Genomic DNA, 19,745 nt, shown 5'->3' with positions numbered 1-19,745 from the left:
CCACGCTCCGACACTTACACCTGTTGTGCCAGCCAGCGTTTGAGTCCGCTGGCATCCAGCGCACCCGACATGCGTGCCGCCTCGGTACCGTTCCTGAATAAAATCAGAGTAGGGATGCTGCGGATATTGTAGCGCGCAGCCACTGCCTGCTCGGCTTCCGTCTCCAGCTTGGCAAAACGCACCTGGGTCGCGAGCTCCGTAGCCACTTGTTTGAATGCGGGCGCCATCATTTTGCATGGACCGCACCAACTCGCCCAGAAATCCACCAGCACCGGTAAATCGTTGCGGGTGATGAAGCGGTCGAAATTATTGGTGTTGAGGTCGAGAGGCAAGCCGGCGTGCATGGGCGCGCCACACTTGCCGCATTTGGGTGCTTGATCGACGCGTTCCGCGGGGATGCGGTTAACTGCCTGACAGGAAGGGCAAACCAGATTCATATTCAGCACCTCTGCAAAAAGATACTTGATAGATGCGGTGTTTCAGGCGCTTTTCAAGCAGAAAGTCAGCTTTTCAACAAAGCATCCAGTTTGCCGGCCCGGTCCAATGCGGAGAGGTCGTCGAAACCGCCAACGTGCGTATCGCCCACATAGATTTGCGGGACGGTGCGGCGACCGCTGCGTGTCATCATCTCCGTGCGACGCTCATGATCGAGATCGACGCGGATTTTCTCAACGCTGACGCCTTTGCCCTGCAACAGGCGTTCGGCCATGACGCAGTACGGGCAAACAGCGGTGCAATACATGGTGACGGTGGTCATGTTATTTCACCATCGGCAGACCGGCCTGTTCCCAAGCCTTGATGCCGCCTTTGAGGTTATAAACCTGGCTGAAGCCGTTTTTGCGCAGGACGCCGCAAGCCATGGCCGAACGCGTGCCGCTTTGGCAGTTCACCACGATGGTCTTGTCTTTGTGCTTTTCCAGCGGTTTGAGGCTGGTTGCCAGCTGTCCAAGTGGAATGTGGCGCGCATTGGCAATGTGCCCGCTGGCAAATTCGTTGGCTTCACGCACATCAAGGATCAGCGCGTCCTGATGATTGATCAGTTGTACCGTCTGGTTGGTATCCGCACTGAGTGCACCGCTCAGCTTGCCGCGTATGAGGGGCAGAATCAGCATGATGCCTGAAAATGCCGCAATTAAAACCAGCCAGATGTTTTGTTGAATAAATTCCAAAATAGGCTCCCGGGTTTAAAGACCACAGCCTGGTTTAACACCTGCTTTTTTGAGCATGATATCCATCGGGCAGAAACGTGTAATGCCGCTCTGGAACAGGTTAAAGCCGACAAAGGCGGTCAGCCATAGCCAGCTGATGTGGCTCATGTCGACGGTGCCGGCCAGATGTGCCAGCAACAGGGAGATCATGATGAACAGGCCGGCGATAATACGTACTGTGCGTTCTACGGTCATGCTATTTTCCTTCGGTTGGGTTAAATGGTTCTGTTTTGGCGCGCCAGCAGACGGCGCTCCCATAAATAATACATTAGCGGAATCACGATCAGCGTTAGTACTGTAGAAGCAAAGGTACCGAAAATCAATGACACCGCCAAGCCTCCGAATACCGGATCGGTAACCATGATGGCCGAACCCAGGATGATGGCGAGTGCGGTCAGCATGATAGGGCGGAAGCGTACCGCGCCGGCTTCGATGACCGCTTCCTCGAGGCCATAGCCGCGTGCCCGGTAATCGATGATGAAGTCGATCAGCAGCAGCGAGTTACGCACCACCACGCCGGCCAGCGCGATCACGCCGATCATCGAGGTGGCGGTGAAGGCCTGCTGGGTGATCCAGTGGCCGGGGAATACGCCCACCAGCGTGAGCGGAATCGCGCCCATCACGATCAGCGGCATCATGAACGACTTGTAGTAGCCCACCAGCATCAGATAGATGAATACCAACGCCACGATGAAGGCGGAACCGAGGTCGCGGAACACGTCCAGGGTGAGGCGCATCTCGCCGCCCCACAACAGATGGTAGCTCATCACGTCATCAGGCTGAGCCTCGACGAAGCCGAGGTTGCCGGTCTTGAATGTCACCCCTGACGGCAGGAGTTTGCCGTCGAGCATCTTGTCCAGCGCCAATACGGCATATACCGGACTGGATTTCAGCAATTCGCCGCCAACCATGACCACGGGATGCTGGTCGCGGTCGTAGATCGGCTTGTCCTGGGTGGCACGCTCCACGGTGGCGATGGCTGACAGCGGTATTTGCTGGCCGGACATGCTGGTGATGCGGATGGACAGGATCTGCTCCGGCGTCTGACGTTCGCTGCGCGGCAGGCGCACGGTAATGTCTACCGGTTCGCGCGCATCGTCCACGTGCACGGTGCCGATGGAAAACCCCGATACATAGTCATGCAGCAGCTTGCCCACCTGCCCCACCGCCACACCCGAGAGCGCGGCTTTTTCGCGGTCCACTTTCACATGGAATGCATCCACGCTGGCGGTCACTGAATCATCCACGTTGACGATGCCGTAGATCTTGCTGAAATCCTTATCCACGTCTGCCGCCGCGGCGCGCAGCTTGTTGTAGTCCGGTCCGTACAGTTCGGCCAGAATCTGCGACTGCACCGGCGGACCGGGGGGCGTTTCATAGAGTTTCAGTTTGGCTTGCGGAAAGGCTTTGCGTACCGGCGCGAGTGCCGCGTTGAAGTCGTTGACGATTTCGTGCGACGACACGGAGCGGTCGTGTTTACTGGTAAGGTTGACACGCAACTGGGCGATATTGTCGCCGCGTTTCAACATGTCGCCGCGTACCAGCGCAGCGAAATCCACCGGGGCAGTCATGCCGAGGAAGGTTTGATAATCGGTCACGTATTTTGTTTTTGCCAGCACGTCGCCAACCGCCCGCGTCACTTGGTCGGTTTCTGCCAGGGCGGTCCCGGCCGGTGTATCTACCTGTACCAGGAAAGTATTGGTATTGTCGTTGGGCAGCATTTTCAGCTCCACGCCCAGCGCCGACAACGGACCATTCAGGCCGGAAGGCCGGATGAATTGCCAGGCGGGCTGGAGCATCGCTGCCAGCAGCAGGCCCAGCACCACCAGAAACAGCAGGTTACGGCGGCCGGCATGTTTGATGAATGGTGTAATCACCGCCACGTAGGCGCGGTGCAGCCGGTCTTGCGGTTCGGTGGCCATGTCCTCCAGTGCGGGCCGCTCCGCGAGCGACTTGGCGGCCTTGCCGGCGAGCCAGCGGTTGGCAGCCCAGGGCACTACCATGTAGGCGATCACCAGCGAGGCAATCATTGCGATCGGCACGTTGAAAGGGATGGGACGCATGAACGGTCCCATCATGCCGGTGACGAAAGCCATCGGGATAAACGCCAGGATGACCGCGATGGTGGCGATATTGGTGGGGTTGCCGATCTCGTTGGTGGCGGTGACCAGCGCTTCCTTGAAGTTCTTGCCGCCGCCATGATGCATGTGCCGGTGGATGTTTTCCACTACCACTATGGCCGCGTCCACCAGCAGACCCAGGGACAGAATCAGCGCGAACAGGGTGATGCGGTTGATGGTCTGGCCGGCGATGAGGCCGACAGTCAGCACCACAAACAGGATCAGCGGCACGGTGAGGGTCACGATGGCAGCTTCGCGCCAGCCCAGGAACAGCACCAGAATCACCACCACCGAGCCGATGGCGATGCCCAGATGTTCCATCAGGGTATTTACTGCATCGTCGGCCTTGGCACCGTCGTCACGAGTGACGGCGACGTCAATGCCTTCAGGAATGGCCTGGCGTTTGAGATTGTCCAGTTTCTTGATGACCGCGTCAGCGACGACGACTGCATTGGTGCCGGCTTTCTTGGCGATGGCGATGGTGACCGCCGGCGCTTCGCCGCGATAGGCTGGGTCATGAGCGGCGGGGCCGTAGGCAAAACGGGTCTGTTCATCGGTTTCCGCCGCGCCGTCCTGGATGGTGGCAACGTCCTTCAGGAATACCGGTTTGCCATTGGGTGCGCCCACGATGATCCGGCCTACTTCGCGCGCGTTGCCGATAAAGCCGGACAGGCGCATCGGCTGGTCGCGATTGGCATCTACCAGCGTGCCGATCGGCATGGAAACATTGGCGCCCTGTAGCATCTTGTCTACCTGATCCAGGCTCAGCCCGGCTGCCGCCAGTTTGGCGGGGGATATCCAGACGTTGATTGCCCGGCGTGCACCGCCCACGAGTTGGGTGAAGGACACACCCGGCACATTGCGCAGTTGTTCGAGTACACGGGAGGAAACCTCGCGCAGCTGATAATCATTCATTTTGGTGGAACTCAGCGTGAGCGTCATGATTGGCACGTCGTCCACGTTGATCGGTTTGACGATCGGCTGCATGGCACCTGGCGGAATGCTGTCCAGGTTTTGCATCAACTGGTTGTAGAGTTTGACCAGACTTTTTTCCTGGTCTTCGCCAACGTCGAACTGAACGGTGACAACGCCAAAGTCAGGCGCGGCATAACCGAAGGTGTGTTTCACTCCGGACTGGGCGTTCATGATCGCTTCCAGCGGTTTTACCACCAGGTTCTGGATTTCTGTGGCGGAAGCACCCGGTTTGGCCACAATGATATTGGCGGCGGGCACCACGATCTGCGGATTGTATTCACGCGCCGTGACGAACAGTGCCATTACACCGGCAAGCGTGATCGCCACCATCAGCATGGCGGTGATTTTCGATTCCAGGAAAGTTCGGGCAATTTTGCCCGCGATGTTCAGTGAGGCCGGCGTTGGATCAGACATTGCCGCTCCCCGCGTTGACTATCTTGTCACCGGATTGCAGTTGTGCGGTCGCCGAAGTTATCACCCGCTCGCCGGGGCTAAGGCCGGCCTGGATTTCCACCAGGCCATTGCTGCTGTCGCCGACACGTACCATGCGGTAGTGGGCGATTCCCTGACTATCCACCACGAACACCCCGGTGATGCCGGCGCGATCAAGTACGGCTGATTGTGGAACGCGCACACCCTCGCGCTGGCCTGTCGGGAAAGAGGCCAGCACGTACATGCCGCTCTTGAGCTGGGTGCCTTGGGGCAAATCAATCTTGACCAGATAAGTACGCGTGGCCGGATCTGCAGCAGATACCAGGCGCGTAATTTTTCCGGTGACACTGGTGCTGCTGTCGTTGGTCTGCATACTGACGCTGTCACCCAGCTTCAGGTGGGTAAATACGTCAGACGATACGTTGGTCTGTACTTGCAGTCTGGATTGATTTTCCAGCATCAGGACGGGTTTGCCGGGCGTGGCAAGATCACCTACGTTGGCCAGTTTTTGAGTAATGATTCCAGAAAATGGAGCTGTCAGGGTAGCGTAACGCATTTGTCCGGCAGCGGTACCGAGACCCGCACGGGCAGCAACAGCCTGTTGCTGAGCCACCTGGTATTGCAAGCGTATCTTGTCCCACTGCTGTTTGGGAATGGCTTCCTCCTTGTATAAGGTCCCGAAGCGCTGGTAATCGTTTCTGGCATCGGCGAGTGCCGCCTCGGCCTGAGCCAGCCCGGCCCTGGCCTGGCTTACCTGACCTTGAATATCGCTCGGATCGACGGTGAACAGACGTTGGCCTTTAACAACGCTTTGCCCTTCCTGTACGTTGATTTCGCGGATAAAACCCATCAGGCGAGAAGCGATCTGGGCTTGTTGTTCGGCAATGATGCTGCCGGGGGCAGTCGCGATAACAGGCAATACGGTTTTTTGCACAACCGCTATATGAGCTGAGACAGTGGTGACTGCTGCGGTCGCTTGCTGTTGCTTGTCTTTGTCGCTGCATGCGCTCAATGTCAGTACAAGCGCCAGTGTAATCACGGCGGGTTTAATGATTTTTATAGTTCGACGATTCACAATCAACTCCCTGGTTTTTATAACTGGTCTGGTTCGAGCTTGCCGATAGCCAGCTTGAGGCTGGCGCGTTGTACTGCAAGATCATACTGGGCAGACACGACATCTGCATGCGCCTTGTCCTGCTGGGCTTGTGCGGCGAGTAGCTCGGCGATGGTAGCGACACCATTGGCATACCGTTTATTGACCAGATCAGCGGCCGCATCGGCACTTTTCACTGCGAGCTGGCGTGCGGAGAGACGGAACGTGGCCTCTTCGGCCTTTCGACGCGCGTCATCCACCTGCAAGCTGATGCCGTTTTCTGCCTGTTGCAGACGCGCCTGCTGTTCGGCCTGGCTGGCAGACGCGCGATCAACTGCGCCGCGCGTGACATTGCCGTCAAACACGGTCCAGCTCAACTGGCCGCCCAAAGTGTATGAGCTGGCAGAAAAACCGACTTTGCTGTCATTCCAGTCCTGCCGTGCCATCAAGCCTATTTGCGGATAAAGGCTGGCTTTGGCAATTTTGACCCCTGCCTGCGACGCGCCCAGTTGATTGCGCATGGCTTTCAACTTCGGGTTATCGGCGAGTGCCAGTGCGCGTAAATCAGCGGGGCTACCCGCGACCGCAGCTGGCATAACGGGTGCGCCGACATCCAGTGGATCCGCCAGCGGTATGCCGAGCAGGATATGCAGCTGATCCAGTGCAGCGGCTTCGGCATTTTGGGCTTGCAATAGCTGGATGCGTACATCTTCAAGCCGCACCTGGGCCGAAAGCAGGTCGCTCTTCACTACCACGCCGCCCTTGACCATGTTTTCAATGTTTTTGACCTGGGTCGCCGTGGCTGCTTCAGCCTGCTTTGCCACGTTCACGAAGGCGCGTGCTGAGTGCACGCCCTGGTAGGCTTGCAGTACGTTGAATATAACCTGCTGACGCGCGGCAACATCACCTTGCCGGGCAGCTTTAATATAAGCCTGTGCCTGTTCAATGTTGCCCTCAATCAAACCGCCGGTATACAGCGGTAATTGGATTTCCAGGCGGGTATTGTAGTTGTTGACGTTGCCGGGATAGTTAAGGTTGTCCGGCGCAATGCCCAATGCGGCCGGCCCGGTGAACTGATTGGCGCCGAAATCATTGAAAGTGGCATTGCGCTGGGATAGTTTGAGTCCAAATGCATTCAGCGCGTCGTTGGTGCGTGTGGCATTGACTGAGGCCGTCAGTTTGGGGAGCCGGCTGCCTTGTGCTTGGCGTAACCCCGCCAGAGCCTGATCAAGTTGGGCGCGGCTGATGGATAAATCGGGGTTCTGGCGTAGCGCGGTTGCCACGCACTGATCAAAGCCCAGGGTTTGTGCGGCTGCTACGGAAAGGTAGGTCAGTCCAAATGCCGTCAATAGCACGGTAGCGAGCTGTTTTAGGTTGAGGCGTGATTGACGCGGATGCATGCTTTAACTCGCTCCCTGATTCGTAGGTTGACCGATTGACGCCGGGTTGTTGCATTACCGGCACACCGTTTCCCATCTCGGCTTGCTTGTATATTAGAAGATAATTATATTCTAATCATAAAAACCAGGCAAACGATATGACAAATTATAGATAATGGGCACTTAATCCGGCTTGTGCTGGATACGATTAAGAAAACCGCGACGCCGCCCACAGGGTGGGCAGCGTCCCGAAGTATCAGCAAGGGATGATTATTTTGAGAAACCGCAAAAAACGTCGCGCATCATGCTGATCAGCCGCAGGGTGCGTGTATCGCCGACGCGGTAGTAAACGCGGTTGGCATCCTTGCGGGTACGCAGAACGCCTTTGTCGCGAAGAATGGCGAGGTGTTGCGAAATATTGCTCTGGGATGTGCCGACACTGTCTACGATGTCCTGCACGCTGACTTCGCGATCACCCAGTACGCATAATATTTTCAAGCGTAATGGATGCGACATCGCTTTCATTGCGCGAGAGGCTTGCTCGATGTGTTCGTCTTTGTCGATCAGATCTATGTGTTCCAGGTTCAAAATGGTAGCAGTGCCTGTATTAACAGTACTCATTGGTAAGTACCCTTTAAAAATCAATCGATTTAACGAATATTATAATGCAATAAGTATTAAAATATACTAAAATTAGCCATTAAAAAAATAGTTCCAAATATAGAAAAGGTTGCGACTGAATTGCGCACCGAAAGCAAATATAAACATGAAGGTAAAACCTGTTCTACTGATTATTCTGGACGGCTTTGGGTGTCGTCACTGCCGCACCGATAACGCCATCGCGCAAGCCCGTAAGCCCAATTGGGATCAACTCTGGCAAACCTATCCCCATACACTGATCCAGGCATCGGAATCGGCGGTCGGCTTGCCTTCCGGGCAGATGGGCAACTCGGAGGTGGGTCATCTCAATATGGGCGCAGGCCGGGTTGTCTATCAGGAATTCACGCGTATTGACCAGTCCATCAGCAGCGGCTCGTTCTATACCAACCCGGCATTGCTGGCCGCAATCGCGGTTGCAAAAAATAATAACAAGGCATTGCATATTCTGGGATTGCTTTCCGACGGTGGGGTGCATAGCCACGAATTGCATATCCATGCCATGCTGGAAATGGCTGCACGCGAGGGGCTGGAAAAGGTGTATGTGCATGCCTTTCTTGATGGTCGGGATACACCGCCAAAAAGCGCGCAAGTTAATCTGCAACGCCTGCAGGACAAAATAGCGCAATTGCAAGTTGGGCGTGTAGCCTCGATAATCGGGCGCTATTTTGCGATGGACCGTGACCGGCGCTGGCAGCGCGTCAAGGCTGCCTACGACTTGATCACGCAGGGACGCGGCGAATACACCGCACCCGATGCGTTGACAGGTTTGGCGCAAGCCTATGCACGCGGTGAAAGCGATGAATTTATCAAGGCGACAGCTATTGTGCTCCCGGATGGGCAGCCAGTGCGTATCGAGGATGGCGATGCCGTAGTGTTCATGAATTTTCGCTCGGATCGTGCTCGACAGATTTCGCGGACTTTTATCGAACCTGATTTCGATGAATTTGAACGTGAATATCAACCCAAGCTGGGCGCGTTTTGTACGCTGACGGGCTATAGTGACGAATTCAATGTGTCTGTGGCATTCCCGCCGGAACGCATCAGGAATGGGTTTGGAGAGTACATCGCTAAAACCGGCTTGACGCAATTGCGCATTGCCGAGACCGAGAAATATCCGCATGTAACGTTCTTTTTCAATGGTGGCGAGGAGACAATCTACCCGGGTGAAGAGCGCATACTGATACCTTCGCCGGATGTGGCAACCTATGACATGAAACCGGAAATGAGTGCGTATGAGCTGACCGACAAACTGGTCGGCGCAATCGAGTCAGGCAGGTTCAACGCCATCGTGTGTAATTATGCCAACGCAGATATGGTCGGACATACAGGTAATTTGCCAGCGGCTGTGCGTGCGATCGAAGTGCTGGACGAATGCCTTGGGCGTGTCATTCCGGTTATGCTGAAAGCCGGTGGCGAGGTCATTATTACGGCGGATCATGGTAATGCGGAGATGATGCTGGATGAACAAACCACCCAGGCGCATACGGCACACACGACCAATCTGGTGCCGCTGCTGTATGTCGGCAAGCGCCGTATTCATCTGGCTGAAAACGGTGCGCTGGAAGACGTCAGCCCAACGCTCCTTAAATTGATGGGTTTGCCACAACCATCAGAAATGTCCGGAAGATCGCTGATCGAGTTCGAGTGAAATACGCCCCCGGATTGCTCGTGTTGCTGGTTATGCTGTGTGCTGTAAACAACACGGTTGCCGCTTCCAAGGAAGATCTGGTCAAGCTGCGTCAACGTATTGAAACGCTGCGTCACGATAATAAAAATGCGCAGGCTGATCGCAGTGAGGCAGCGGATGCTCTGAAACAATCAGAACAGGCCATCAGTGATACGAACCGACGGGTTTATCAGCTTGACCAGGAAAAAGAGAGCATAGCGCAGAGTCTGACACAGCTACGTGCGGAGAGTGAAACTACAAGGCTGTCGGTTACACATCAGCAACAACAATTGGCGCAATTGCTAAAACAGCAATATATGAATGGTCAGGATGACACCGCCAAGCTATTGATGAATGGTCAGGACCCCAACCAGCTGGCACGCAACCTGCATTACTATACCTACCTCGCCCAGGCGCGTGCTACGCTGATTGCGGACCTGCAGGCAGGTTTGACGCGTCTCGATCAGCTTGCTCAGGAACAGCAGGAAAAACAGAGCCGATTAGATAATATTCGTCAGCAGCGTCTTGTCGAGCGCCAGCAACTTGAATCTCAGCGTGAACAGAAACGTCTCGTAATCGACAAGCTGGGGGCGCAAATAAAAAGCCAGCGCAAGGAAATTGCAACGCTGGAACGCAACGAGAAACATCTTACCCGGGTGATTGAAGCGCTTGCCAAAGCAGCCGCGCGAAGGGCTGCAAAAAAGGAAGCACAAGAAAAGGCAGCAGAAGCGCGTAGAAAACATCGTCAATCTACCCGGAAAAGTGGCCGGGAAACCCAGCCGGAAGCCACTCGAACCAAGCCAGAAACGCCGCTGCCGGAGAGGGCCATAAGCGGAACGCCATTCGGACGATTGAAAGGCCATCTCGAATTGCCGGTTCAAGGGGAACTTGTTCATCGTTTTGGCACTCCACGTGAACGAGGTGCCTCATCCTGGAAGGGTTTGTTTTTCAAAGCGCGAACTGGACAGCCGGTGCATGTGGTTGCGGCGGGCCGGGTGGTGTTTGCTGAATGGATGCGCGGATTCGGTAACCTGATTATTGTTGACCACGGCAGTGGTTATATGAGTCTGTACAGTAATAATGAAACATTGTATAAGCAGGTAGGCGATGTGGTGAGTACTGGTGAAACCATCGCCGCTGTTGGTAATAGTGGAGGCGACCCCGAGGCGGGGTTGTATTTTGAGTTACGCTATCAGAGCCGGGCTTTTGACCCGATGAGCTGGATGGCAGATAAATGAGGGAACTGGCAATGCGCAGCAAACTGCAAAAAATCGGTCTGATCAGTGCGGGAGTCCTGCTGGGTGTGGCACTCACCCTCAATTATTCTGCTGTGGCAGATCGGGAATCGACGCAGGCGCTGCCGCTGGATGAGTTGCGCACCTTCGCTGAAGTGTATGGCAAGATCAAAAGCGATTATGTTGAACCGGTGGATGACAAGACCCTCATTGACTCCGCGATCAACGGGATGTTGTCTGGATTGGATCCGCATTCAGCCTATATGAATGCGGAAGAATTCAAGGACTTGCAGGTAGGTACCCAGGGTGAATTCGGCGGTTTGGGTATAGAAGTCGGTATGGAAGACGGCTTTGTCAAAGTTGTATCACCGATCGATGATACGCCTGCCTTCAAGGCCGGCCTGAAGCCGGGTGATCTGATCATCAAGCTGGACGACACGCCAGTCAAGGGTATGACTATCAATGATGCGGTCAAACGCATGCGTGGCAAGCCCGGCACACCGATTGTGCTGACCATATTGCGTAAAGGTGTGGCCAAGCCGTTTACCGTTACTGTAATACGCGCGGTCATTAAAGTGAAGAGCGTGAAATACAAGCTGGCCGAATCTGGTTACGGCTACGTCCGTATTACTCAGTTCCAGGAGCGTACCGGAGAGGATCTGGCGCAGGCGCTGGAAACGCTGCAAAAAGACAACAAGGGCGCGCCTTTGAAAGGTCTGGTACTGGATTTGCGTAATGATCCGGGCGGCTTGCTCAATAGCGCGGTGGGTGTTGCAGGCGCTTTTGTTAAGCCTAACTCTATGGTGGTTTATACCGATGGGCGTACGCCGGATTCCAAGATGAAGCTCTATGCCAGCCCGGAATACTACTTGCGCGGCAATCAGGCTGATTATTTGAAGGGTTTGCCGGCCTGGACCAAGACAGTCCCTATGGTCGTGCTGGTGAATGGCGGTTCGGCATCGGCATCCGAGATCGTGTCAGGGGCATTGCAGGACGACAAGCGCGCTATCATCATGGGCACGCAAACTTTCGGCAAAGCCTCAGTACAGACAGTTTTGCCATTGGGAAATGGTACGGGCATCAAACTGACAACTGCGCGTTACTACACTCCTACGGGGCGCTCGATTCAGAACAAGGGCATTACCCCGGATATCGTGGTGGAAGAAGGAAAAGTGACGGGTGCAGATGGTGACCCGAACCTGAATATTCGCGAAGTCGATCTGGACCGGCATCTGAATAACCCGCAGACCACGACCAGCAAACCTGCGGCGGCGCCAGCTGTCATTATTACGCCGGAAAAACCTGCCAGCCCCGTTAAACCCGAAAAACTGGAGCCGGGTGAAGTGGTCTCCAAAACTGATTTCCAGTTTAATCAGGCTTTAAGTTTGCTGAAGGGGCTGAATATTATTCAGTCACATGAGAAACAGGGGAAATAGCCGGCAATAACGGCTGACTTGCAAGGGCTGCCCGGTTGCGCGTATTCTGAATGCGCGTGCCGGGCAGTCGGCGTTTTCAAGTACTTGTGATGAATGCTAGTGACCAGCAAAAAAACCGTGAAATCATGTTCAGTGCCGTACCTGTGCAACAAGCTAAAGCAGCACTGGCTTTGCTGGAGGGTATGCAGGACTTGAGCGTCGAAATGGGGCACCACGCCTATAGTATCGTGGTGCATTACGACGTATGTAACTACACCTTGGAAAAACTCGAGTCGGCATTGCAGACACAAGGGTTTCATCTGGATAATTCACTATTGCAGAAACTGCGCCGTGCGCTGATCTATTTTTGCGAACGTAACCAGCGGGACAATCTGAGTGTGCCGCCACCGCAACAAAAATTCGCCAAACCCTTTGTAGAAGCCTTTCAGCATCATCCTCACGGTGATCAGGACGATACACCGGAAGAATGGCGCAGCTACAAGTAAGCAGAATCCCGGTTCTACGTATGAACGATGACCAACTCCTACGCTATAGTCGCCATATCCTGCTGCGTGAAATAGATGTGCCCGGACAACAACGTATTCTGGACGCGCGCGTGTTGGTGATCGGTGCCGGTGGCCTGGGGTCACCCGTATTGCTGTATCTGGCAGCGAGCGGGGTAGGGCACATCACGGTGTGTGATGACGATCATGTTGATATCAGTAACCTGCAACGTCAGATCGTCCATCATGCTGATGCTATCGGCTGCAACAAGGCCGAGTCAGCCGCCGCAACGATGCGCGCAATCAACCCCGGTATCACCGTGCAAGTGCTGGCGCAGCGCCTGTCGGGTAGCGTATTGGCAAACCAGGTTGCCGCTGCCAGTGTCGTGATCGATGCAAGCGATAACTTTGCTACCCGTCATGCTGTGAATCGCGCCTGTATGGCGTACAGGAAGCCTTTGGTTTCGGGGGCCGCGATTGGATTCGATGGTCAAGTCACCGTATTCGACTTGCGTAGCCCGGACAGCCCTTGTTATCACTGCCTTTATCCTGATACAGGCAGCAGCGAAGAAATGCGTTGTGCAGAAAATGGTGTATTTTCACCGTTGGTAGGGATGATTGGTACAGTACAGGCAGCCGAGGCGCTCAAATTGATATGCGGCGTAGGTGAATCGCTCAATGGCAGGTTGTTACTGCTGGATGCGCTTAATATGCAGTGGCGCAGTGTCCGTTTGCAAAAAGATGCCGCCTGCGTTGTGTGCGGGCGGCAGGGTTAGGATATTACTGTAAATCCGGCACTTAATAATGCCCACTGTTGGGTAAATGTTTCAGCGGGAAGACGTTTGAACCCGCTTTTGGCGAATTGATGCCAACGCCCAATGACATGGCAAAGCAGCAGGTTAGCCGTCGCGATCGAATCAATGTCTGTGCGGATATCCCCATCCGCAGCGCCCATACGCAAGCATTGACGTAATGTTGCTTCGAGACGATCGTGCAATTGATTGATCCGCGCTTGCAAACGATCATTTTCGTTAATCAGGGCATCCCCAATCAGCACGCGCGTCATGCCGGGATTCTTTTGCGCGAACCCAAGCAGCAGCGAGACGATGGCTTCGGACTGATCCAGTCCGTTTTGCTGGCTACTCGTGATTTTATTGATCAAGCCAAATACAGATTGTTCAATGAATTCGATCAATCCCTCGAACATTTGCGCTTTGCTGGCAAAGTGACGATATAACGCAGCTTCGGATACATCAAGCCGGGCCGCTAATGCCGCAGTGGTGATTTTTTCTCCACCAGGCGTTTCCAGCATGGCAGCTAAAGTTTGCAAAATCTGAAATTTTCGTTCCCCGGGTACTGCCACGCCATTCCCCTTGCAGTCAAAATTGCCGATTGCTTGTATCGACCGATAGAGTAGGTTGAGCATCGGACGACTGTAGGGCGAAATGCTCTCAAGCGAACGCCACGCATTATCCCATTTTTCAACGGATTTGAGTTACTGCTTTGGTAGGCAATGCAGCCATTAAGTGACATTTTTTGTGCGTGGTTTGCCTGACATTTTCTGCAAGGGCACAAAGACGGGCAACGCAGGCTGTTTTACCAAAAAATCAGACAAGTGGTAAAAATCCAGCGTTGTCATAAAGCTTTGGCATGCCTCGATGAGGGCGGTTTTGAGTATGCAGGACGGGAGCAAAGAACAGCTTTGCTTGCCGGGATCAAAGCATTCCGCAATATCCATGTTTTCCTCGGTATCGCGCACAACTTTACCAATGATGATCAATTCCGGTCGGCGTGCCAGCCGCATTCCGCCGCCTTTGCCGCGGACGGTTTCAATGTAGTCATGGATGCCCAGTTTATGCACCACCTTCACCAGATGATTCTGCGAAATGCCGTAGTTTTGAGCAATCTCGCTGATTGTCACCAATCTGTCCTGGTGCAGGCCAATATAAATCAGTACCCGCAATGAATAATCGGTAAAGCGCGTCAGTTGCATTCGGCATGCCCTCAGAAAACATTAATCTCTGCGGATTCAATTCCCGGCTCCTTGGGGCGAAGGCTGGTGGAAAACCAGCGGAGAGCGCAGTTAATACCCCGTAGCTTGCTGCGGGGTGCTTTATTAATTAAACGAGACAGTAGCTATCCGCGTTTGTTCCGCGCTATCTGCAGGCCAAGGATGTGCAGCATGCCCTGATATCCAGAGTGGATGGCCAGTCGATGTATTGGTTGCTTGAAAATTGAGGCACAAAAAAATACTCCTCTTTCCAGCGTTCATGCGGCATTAGGCGGTATGCAAGTTGGCACCTTTGCCACAATGTAGCCCGATACTCCTTGCGATATTCTTTCACGATGCTGACGAAAATATTGTTGACAATCGTTTTCTACAGAAGGTATATTCTGTGCACATCTTTAAAGGGGGCCATGTCATGACAAGTAAGGATTCGTTGCAGCAGCGTCACATTACGCATCACATCCGTGATTTCTTTTTATTGTGCCTGTTGATAATAATTCCAACAGCAAGCTGGGCGGAAAAGCGCACCTTTGACATGACCATTGAAGACACCAAGATAACACTGGTGGATAAACAGCAGTTTCACACTTTTGCGTTTAACGGCCAGGTTCCGGGTCCGTTAATCCACGTCAAGGAAGGCGACGAGGTCACGGTCAACGTCAACAACCTCACCACCCTGCCACACACTATCCATTGGCATGGATTGTTGCAAAAGAATAACTGGCGGATGGACGGCGTACCGGATATCACGCAAGCGGCAATCAAACCCGGCGACACTTTCACTTACAAATGGGTGGCCGAACCCTCCGGCACCATGTGGTATCACTGCCATGTCAACGTGAATGAGCACGCGGCGATGCGCGGCATGTTCGGGCCGTTGATCATCGACCCCAAGAAGCCCGTACCGATCGAAAAAAAGGTAACCAAGGATTACATCCTGATGCTGTCAGATTGGGCATCGAAATGGGCGTTCAAACCGGGTTACGGGGGCGTTCCAGGCGACGTGTGGGATTACTTCACCATCAACGGCAAGGCTTTTCCAGACACCCAGCCGATACGCATTTCGAAAGGAGACATTGTTCGCATTCGCCTGATCGGTGCCGGTGAATTAACCCATTCGATCCATATCCATGGACATGTTTTCCTGGTGGCATTCAAGGACGGACGGCCTTTGAGCAGCCCTTATTACGCCGACACTATTGCGGTCAATCCGGGCGAGCGCTACGACGTCATTCTTACGGCGGACAACCCCGGACGCTGGATGGTGCACGATCATGTCGACTCCCACACGATGAATGGCGACAAACCCATGGGCGGCATGATGACGGTCATCGAATACAACGAGATCAGCCGCAACGACCCGTTCTATACCTGGAAAGACAAACAGTTCATTCCCGATTTCTACTATGAAGAATCCTTGAAAAAGCCATACGGCGGGCACAATTCTGCCGTGTTCAAGGGCCAGGCCATTCAATAACAGGAAAGGATCAATGATGAAATTGCATATATTTGCAGCCCTGAGTTTTGGCCTCATCGCTGCACCAGTCGTCGCCTTGGCCGGCAACGGCGCTGACATCCTGAAATCACAATGCATCAGCTGCCATGCGACCGTCAAACCGGAAAAACCAGGCCTGGATCATATCTGGGAGCGCAAGGGACCGGATCTCTACTATGCCGGCAGCAAATTCAACAAGCCCTGGCTGGTGAAATGGTTGCAAGACCCGGTTCGCATCCGGCCGGCCGGCGAGCTTTACAGAAAGCATGTCAAGCCAGGCGACAAGGAAGACGTGGTGGATGAATCCACGCTGACGCCACACATGAAATTGGCAAAAGCCGATGCCGAAGCAGTTGCCGATGCCCTGATGGCGTTGACCGGCCCGGCCGGGCTGGTCAACAAGGGTGCGTTCAAGGGCGGCAAAGTCAGCATGACGATGGGGAGCATGTTCTTTAACAAGCTGCGCGGCTGCGGCGCCTGCCATATGGCCAAGGCTGGAACAGGTGGTTTATCAGGTCCGGAGCTTTACACGGGTGGTGAGCGCCTGCAGGCAGATTATATCTACAGCTATATCAAAGACCCGCAGAAATTCGACCCGGGTGTCTGGATGCCTACACTCAATCTCGCCGAACCGGATCTGCAGCGGCTCACTGGCTATATCCTTCAACTCAGCGCACCGGAGGGCAAATAAAAATGAATGCAAGACAACTCGTTTCCGCCTTTTTTGTAATGGGTTTCGCCAGTGCTTCCTGTTTTTCGTATGCAGATAAAGCGGCCGCTGCCGACGATCAATACGCCAAGGCTGCGCACGTTTACGACACCTACTGCGTCCAGTGCCATGGCATCAACCGGAATGGCAAAGGCTTGAACACCCGGGACATGTCAGTGCAGCCCCGCGACCATTCCGACGCTAAAGGCATGGCTGACATTCCGGACGATGAGCTCCACAAGGCCATTAAGGAGGGCGGTTTGGCGGTGAACAAATCAGTTCTTATGCCCGCATGGGGCAATGTTTTAACCGATGAAGAAATTCAAGAGATGGTGGTGTATTTGCGCCATGTTTGCCAGTGTGGTCCCAAGTAGGTAAATCAAGGAGAAAAAGCAATGAAAATGAAATACAGGGCGCTATCAAGTGCGCTACTCGCAGCGTTGGCCGCAATATCGATACAGTCAACGCCGGTCTGGGCGAAGACGGTCAAGGTAACGCTGCACGCTGAAGAAGTCGATCAGCCGATTGACAACAAGGGGACCATGTACAAGACCTGGACTTTCGATGGCAAAGTCCCGGGGCCATTGGTCCGCGTCACGGAAGGGGATACCGTGGATTTTACGCTGATCAATGATAAAACCAACAAAAACTCCCACGCCATGGATTTTCATGCAGCCAGCGTTGACGTCGTCAAGGATTATGGTTCGATTAAACCCGGCGAAACCAAGCACTACACATTCCAGGCAAAATATCCGGGAGTGTTTTTCTATCATTGCGGTGCGGATCCAATGATCCAGCACATTGCGCGCGGCATGTTCGGCGCCATCATTGTTGACCCCAAGGATACGAAAGCCTGGCCAAAGGCCGATCGGGAGTATGTTCTCATTCAGTCCGAACTCTATCCGAACCCGGATGACAAGGATGCCATGATGCAGAACAAGTGGAGCAACGTCATGTTCAACGGCGGCATCTTTAAATACGACCCGGTGCACGATCCAGCGGCGACCCGCTGGCTGCAGGCCAAGCCGGGCGAGCGCGTGCGGATTTACTTTGTGAATGCCGGTCCAAACGAGTTTTCTTCCTTCCACCCCATTGCCGGTATCTGGGATGCTGTGTACCACAGCGGCAACCCAAAAAATGTGGAGCATGGGCTGCAAACCTTTGTAGTCGGCCCGGGCGATGCATCAACATTCGATCTGATTTCTCCGGTAGAGGGTGCCAATGCGATTGTGACGCACTCCTTGAAAGCCGCGCTGACTGGGGCTATCGCAGTAATCATGTTCAGCAATGACGCTGATCCGAAAATGGGTCATGGAGAGCAGATTCTCATTCGGTAAACGAAGAAAGAGGAAAAGGTCACCTTTTCCTCTTTTCAGATGAAGTAACCTTATTTGCCATGCAACTTTTGGTAATCAACATTATTCCACTCTGGAAATCTGGAGAGTTCAATTGGATACCCGATTCACATTCAGACCCATCCTGGATGCGGCGGTCACCGTCTTGATTTTGACCAGCGCAGCTTACATCAACGTCGCATTCGCAGCGCAAGGCGCCACTACTCACGCTGCGACGGCCATCTCCAATAGTTACCGGTTGCATGTGGCCGACAACGGAAATTTGAATGAGATTACGAAACAGCACACAAAAGATATTTGGGTCTGCCCGATGCACCCGGAAATACACAAGCATGGCCCTGGGAAATGCCCGATTTGCAAAATGAATCTCGTCAAGCAAAAGCCAGAGAAAACGTAGCATTAGTTAGTCATGCTAATAAGCATACATACATTACACATGCAGAAATCAAGGGTTTGAATCATGCATGAATTATTAGCGGAATAGAAAATGAAACCTCAGAACCTAAATTCCGGACAACATTTTTTCCTGGCTACCCTCGGCGCGGTTGTTTGTCAATTTGCAATCTTCGCACCCGTTTACGCTAGCTGTGGCGCAGCGTTCTGTTCGGTCAATTCAGATTGGGGTACACAAGGCACCGCCTACGATCCTGGTGCGCGCGTGGGACTACGCTATGAATACATCAAGCAGGATCAGTTGCGTGCCGGCAGTAACAGAACCTCCGCCCAGGGCCTACCCGATACCCACGATGAAATCAGCACCTACAACCGCAACATGCTGGCCAGTTTTGACTATGTTTCCGATACTGGTTTGGGTTTGGCTGTACAACTGCCGGTATTGAACCGGGCTCATTCTCATATCCACAACGACCCGGCAAATGGGCCGGAAACCGAAACATGGCATTACACTGAAATGGGCGATATCAGTTTCATCGGCCATTATCAGTTTCCTCGCAAAGCCTTTCAGACGGCCAGCGGTGGGATCAAATTTGGTATCAAACTTCCAACTGGCCGCATCGATCAGGCGAATGCCGACAATCAGCGCGCAGAGCGCAGTCTGCAGCCTGGTAGCGGCAGCACTGACCTGATTGCCGGTGCGGATTATCGCGGCCAGTTTCCCGGAAGCGCAGCCAACTGGTTTATCCAGGGTTTATGGCAGCATGCGGTTACGACACGCGATAATTATCGTCCGGGAGATCACGTTGCTTTTGACCTGGGTGTCAGTTATTACGTTAATCAACACTTGAGTCTGCTGCTGCAGTTGAATACGCTGATCAAGAGCCGCGACGGTGGCGCCAACGCAGAACCGGAAAGCTCTGGTGGGAGATCCGTCAATATTAGTCCCGGCTTGAGCTATGCGGTATCAAAAAACGTACAGATGTATGGCTTCATCCAAACCCCCATATATCAATATGTAAACGGTGTGCAACTGACGTCAGACTGGTCGGTAGTCACTGGCATTGGCTACCATCTGTGATCCGCTGGATATCGCATT

Annotated in this window: 21 protein-coding genes; 10 read left to right on the top strand and 11 right to left on the bottom strand. The window is 53.8% G+C overall.

Features of this window, described 5'->3' with window-relative positions; genetic code table 11:
- Nucleotides 1-14: 14 nt before the first annotated feature.
- From trxC to ACYCZJ_RS04185, 8 genes are all read right to left on the bottom strand, one after another.
- Nucleotides 15-437, bottom strand: coding sequence for a thioredoxin TrxC (trxC, locus tag ACYCZJ_RS04220; RefSeq protein ID WP_461552968.1), 423 nt, complete (start codon nt 435-437; stop codon nt 15-17).
- A gap of 65 nt (nt 438-502) precedes the next feature.
- Nucleotides 503-757: a glutaredoxin 3 gene (gene grxC, locus ACYCZJ_RS04215; RefSeq protein ID WP_461552967.1), complete on the bottom strand. Its 255-nt coding sequence runs from the start codon at nt 755-757 to the stop codon at nt 503-505.
- 1 nt (nt 758) lies between these two features.
- Complete coding sequence (locus ACYCZJ_RS04210; protein WP_461552966.1) at nt 759-1,169, bottom strand: rhodanese-like domain-containing protein; 411 nt, start codon at nt 1,167-1,169, stop codon at nt 759-761.
- A gap of 15 nt (nt 1,170-1,184) precedes the next feature.
- Nucleotides 1,185-1,403, bottom strand: a complete 219-nt coding sequence (locus ACYCZJ_RS04205; RefSeq protein ID WP_461552965.1) for a YgaP family membrane protein — start codon at nt 1,401-1,403, stop codon at nt 1,185-1,187.
- A 20-nt stretch (nt 1,404-1,423) separates the two neighbouring features.
- Entirely contained in the window at nt 1,424-4,717 is a 3,294-nt protein-coding gene (locus ACYCZJ_RS04200; protein ID WP_461552964.1) for an efflux RND transporter permease subunit, read from the bottom strand.
- A complete protein-coding gene (locus ACYCZJ_RS04195; RefSeq protein WP_461552963.1) occupies nt 4,710-5,810 on the bottom strand; it encodes an efflux RND transporter periplasmic adaptor subunit in 1,101 nt (366 codons plus the stop codon). Before ACYCZJ_RS04195 ends, ACYCZJ_RS04200 begins: the two co-directional genes overlap by 8 nt.
- 17 nt (nt 5,811-5,827) lie before the next feature.
- The gene (locus tag ACYCZJ_RS04190) at nt 5,828-7,228 is read right to left on the bottom strand and encodes a TolC family protein (RefSeq protein WP_461552962.1); all 1,401 of its coding nucleotides are present in this window, start codon (nt 7,226-7,228) and stop codon (nt 5,828-5,830) included.
- A 249-nt stretch (nt 7,229-7,477) separates the two neighbouring features.
- Nucleotides 7,478-7,828 carry an ArsR/SmtB family transcription factor gene (locus ACYCZJ_RS04185; protein WP_461552961.1) on the bottom strand — a complete coding sequence of 117 codons (351 nt, stop codon included), beginning with the start codon at nt 7,826-7,828 and terminating at the stop codon, nt 7,478-7,480.
- 145 nt (nt 7,829-7,973) lie between these two features.
- Between ACYCZJ_RS04185 and gpmI the strand changes: the two genes are divergently transcribed.
- The 5 genes from gpmI to ACYCZJ_RS04160 all read left to right on the top strand — a co-directional run bounded on the left by gpmI (nt 7,974) and on the right by ACYCZJ_RS04160 (nt 13,462).
- Nucleotides 7,974-9,515, top strand: a complete 1,542-nt coding sequence (gene gpmI / locus ACYCZJ_RS04180) for a 2,3-bisphosphoglycerate-independent phosphoglycerate mutase (RefSeq protein WP_461552960.1) — start codon at nt 7,974-7,976, stop codon at nt 9,513-9,515.
- On the top strand, nt 9,512-10,771 hold the full coding sequence (locus tag ACYCZJ_RS04175) for a murein hydrolase activator EnvC family protein (protein ID WP_461552959.1): 1,260 nt from the start codon (nt 9,512-9,514) through the stop codon (nt 10,769-10,771). The genes gpmI and ACYCZJ_RS04175 overlap by 4 nt, the downstream gene beginning before the upstream one ends.
- Before the next feature lie 11 nt (nt 10,772-10,782).
- A complete protein-coding gene (locus tag ACYCZJ_RS04170) occupies nt 10,783-12,204 on the top strand; it encodes a S41 family peptidase (protein WP_461553051.1) in 1,422 nt (473 codons plus the stop codon).
- A gap of 89 nt (nt 12,205-12,293) precedes the next feature.
- A complete protein-coding gene (locus ACYCZJ_RS04165) occupies nt 12,294-12,689 on the top strand; it encodes a hypothetical protein (RefSeq protein WP_461552958.1) in 396 nt (131 codons plus the stop codon).
- A 20-nt stretch (nt 12,690-12,709) separates the two neighbouring features.
- Nucleotides 12,710-13,462, top strand: coding sequence for a HesA/MoeB/ThiF family protein (locus tag ACYCZJ_RS04160; protein ID WP_461552957.1), 753 nt, complete (start codon nt 12,710-12,712; stop codon nt 13,460-13,462).
- Here the strand turns inward: ACYCZJ_RS04160 and slmA are convergent.
- A complete protein-coding gene (gene slmA, locus ACYCZJ_RS04155) occupies nt 13,459-14,049 on the bottom strand; it encodes a nucleoid occlusion factor SlmA (RefSeq protein ID WP_461552956.1) in 591 nt (196 codons plus the stop codon). The two genes, ACYCZJ_RS04160 and slmA, sit on opposite strands and share 4 nt — an antisense overlap.
- 159 nt (nt 14,050-14,208) lie before the next feature.
- On the bottom strand, nt 14,209-14,679 hold the full coding sequence (locus ACYCZJ_RS04150; protein ID WP_461552955.1) for an Rrf2 family transcriptional regulator: 471 nt from the start codon (nt 14,677-14,679) through the stop codon (nt 14,209-14,211).
- Between the two features lie 430 nt (nt 14,680-15,109).
- Here ACYCZJ_RS04150 and ACYCZJ_RS04145 point away from each other — a divergent pair, with 430 nt between their 5' ends.
- Genes ACYCZJ_RS04145 through ACYCZJ_RS04130 form a run of 4 tightly spaced genes read left to right on the top strand, consistent with a single transcriptional unit; the run spans nt 15,110 to nt 18,235 of the window.
- Nucleotides 15,110-16,171 carry a multicopper oxidase domain-containing protein gene (locus ACYCZJ_RS04145; RefSeq protein ID WP_461552954.1) on the top strand — a complete coding sequence of 354 codons (1,062 nt, stop codon included), beginning with the start codon at nt 15,110-15,112 and terminating at the stop codon, nt 16,169-16,171.
- A 13-nt stretch (nt 16,172-16,184) separates the two neighbouring features.
- Complete coding sequence (locus tag ACYCZJ_RS04140; RefSeq protein ID WP_461552953.1) at nt 16,185-16,880, top strand: cytochrome C; 696 nt, start codon at nt 16,185-16,187, stop codon at nt 16,878-16,880.
- Nucleotides 16,881-16,882: 2 nt separating this feature from the next.
- A complete protein-coding gene (locus tag ACYCZJ_RS04135; protein WP_461552952.1) occupies nt 16,883-17,272 on the top strand; it encodes a c-type cytochrome in 390 nt (129 codons plus the stop codon).
- A gap of 21 nt (nt 17,273-17,293) precedes the next feature.
- A complete protein-coding gene (locus tag ACYCZJ_RS04130) occupies nt 17,294-18,235 on the top strand; it encodes a multicopper oxidase domain-containing protein (RefSeq protein ID WP_461552951.1) in 942 nt (313 codons plus the stop codon).
- A gap of 19 nt (nt 18,236-18,254) precedes the next feature.
- Here ACYCZJ_RS04130 and ACYCZJ_RS04125 read toward each other — a convergent pair whose 3' ends face one another.
- On the bottom strand, nt 18,255-18,653 hold the full coding sequence (locus ACYCZJ_RS04125; RefSeq protein WP_461552950.1) for a hypothetical protein: 399 nt from the start codon (nt 18,651-18,653) through the stop codon (nt 18,255-18,257).
- Between the two features lie 87 nt (nt 18,654-18,740).
- On the opposite strand from ACYCZJ_RS04125, the gene ACYCZJ_RS04120 reads away from it, so the two are divergent.
- Nucleotides 18,741-19,727 (top strand): transporter, encoded by a 987-nt coding sequence (locus ACYCZJ_RS04120; RefSeq protein ID WP_461552949.1) that lies wholly within the window; start codon nt 18,741-18,743, stop codon nt 19,725-19,727.
- Nucleotides 19,728-19,745 lie beyond the last annotated feature (18 nt).

The sequence above is a fragment of the Sulfuriferula sp. genome (genome assembly GCF_054605375.1).
The sequence above is the reverse complement of the archived record's forward strand: the minus strand, read 5'-3'. Positions and strand labels throughout refer to the sequence as shown.

Excerpts from the sequence above, each read along its gene's own strand:
- trxC (WP_461552968.1), bottom strand. The coding sequence starts at position 437 with ATGAATCTGGTTTGCCCTTCCTGTCAGGCAGTTAACCGCATCCCCGCG.
- grxC (WP_461552967.1), bottom strand. The coding sequence starts at position 757 with ATGACCACCGTCACCATGTATTGCACCGCTGTTTGCCCGTACTGCGTC.
- ACYCZJ_RS04205 (WP_461552965.1), bottom strand. The coding sequence starts at position 1,403 with ATGACCGTAGAACGCACAGTACGTATTATCGCCGGCCTGTTCATCATG.
- ACYCZJ_RS04200 (WP_461552964.1), bottom strand. The coding sequence starts at position 4,717 with ATGTCTGATCCAACGCCGGCCTCACTGAACATCGCGGGCAAAATTGCC.
- ACYCZJ_RS04190 (WP_461552962.1), bottom strand. The coding sequence starts at position 7,228 with ATGCATCCGCGTCAATCACGCCTCAACCTAAAACAGCTCGCTACCGTG.
- ACYCZJ_RS04185 (WP_461552961.1), bottom strand. The coding sequence starts at position 7,828 with ATGAGTACTGTTAATACAGGCACTGCTACCATTTTGAACCTGGAACAC.
- gpmI (WP_461552960.1), top strand. The coding sequence starts at position 7,974 with ATGAAGGTAAAACCTGTTCTACTGATTATTCTGGACGGCTTTGGGTGT.
- ACYCZJ_RS04170 (WP_461553051.1), top strand. The coding sequence starts at position 10,783 with ATGCGCAGCAAACTGCAAAAAATCGGTCTGATCAGTGCGGGAGTCCTG.
- ACYCZJ_RS04165 (WP_461552958.1), top strand. The coding sequence starts at position 12,294 with ATGAATGCTAGTGACCAGCAAAAAAACCGTGAAATCATGTTCAGTGCC.
- ACYCZJ_RS04160 (WP_461552957.1), top strand. The coding sequence starts at position 12,710 with ATGAACGATGACCAACTCCTACGCTATAGTCGCCATATCCTGCTGCGT.
- ACYCZJ_RS04150 (WP_461552955.1), bottom strand. The coding sequence starts at position 14,679 with ATGCAACTGACGCGCTTTACCGATTATTCATTGCGGGTACTGATTTAT.
- ACYCZJ_RS04145 (WP_461552954.1), top strand. The coding sequence starts at position 15,110 with ATGACAAGTAAGGATTCGTTGCAGCAGCGTCACATTACGCATCACATC.
- ACYCZJ_RS04140 (WP_461552953.1), top strand. The coding sequence starts at position 16,185 with ATGATGAAATTGCATATATTTGCAGCCCTGAGTTTTGGCCTCATCGCT.
- ACYCZJ_RS04135 (WP_461552952.1), top strand. The coding sequence starts at position 16,883 with ATGAATGCAAGACAACTCGTTTCCGCCTTTTTTGTAATGGGTTTCGCC.
- ACYCZJ_RS04130 (WP_461552951.1), top strand. The coding sequence starts at position 17,294 with ATGAAAATGAAATACAGGGCGCTATCAAGTGCGCTACTCGCAGCGTTG.
- ACYCZJ_RS04125 (WP_461552950.1), bottom strand. The coding sequence starts at position 18,653 with ATGCTACGTTTTCTCTGGCTTTTGCTTGACGAGATTCATTTTGCAAAT.
- ACYCZJ_RS04120 (WP_461552949.1), top strand. The coding sequence starts at position 18,741 with ATGAAACCTCAGAACCTAAATTCCGGACAACATTTTTTCCTGGCTACC.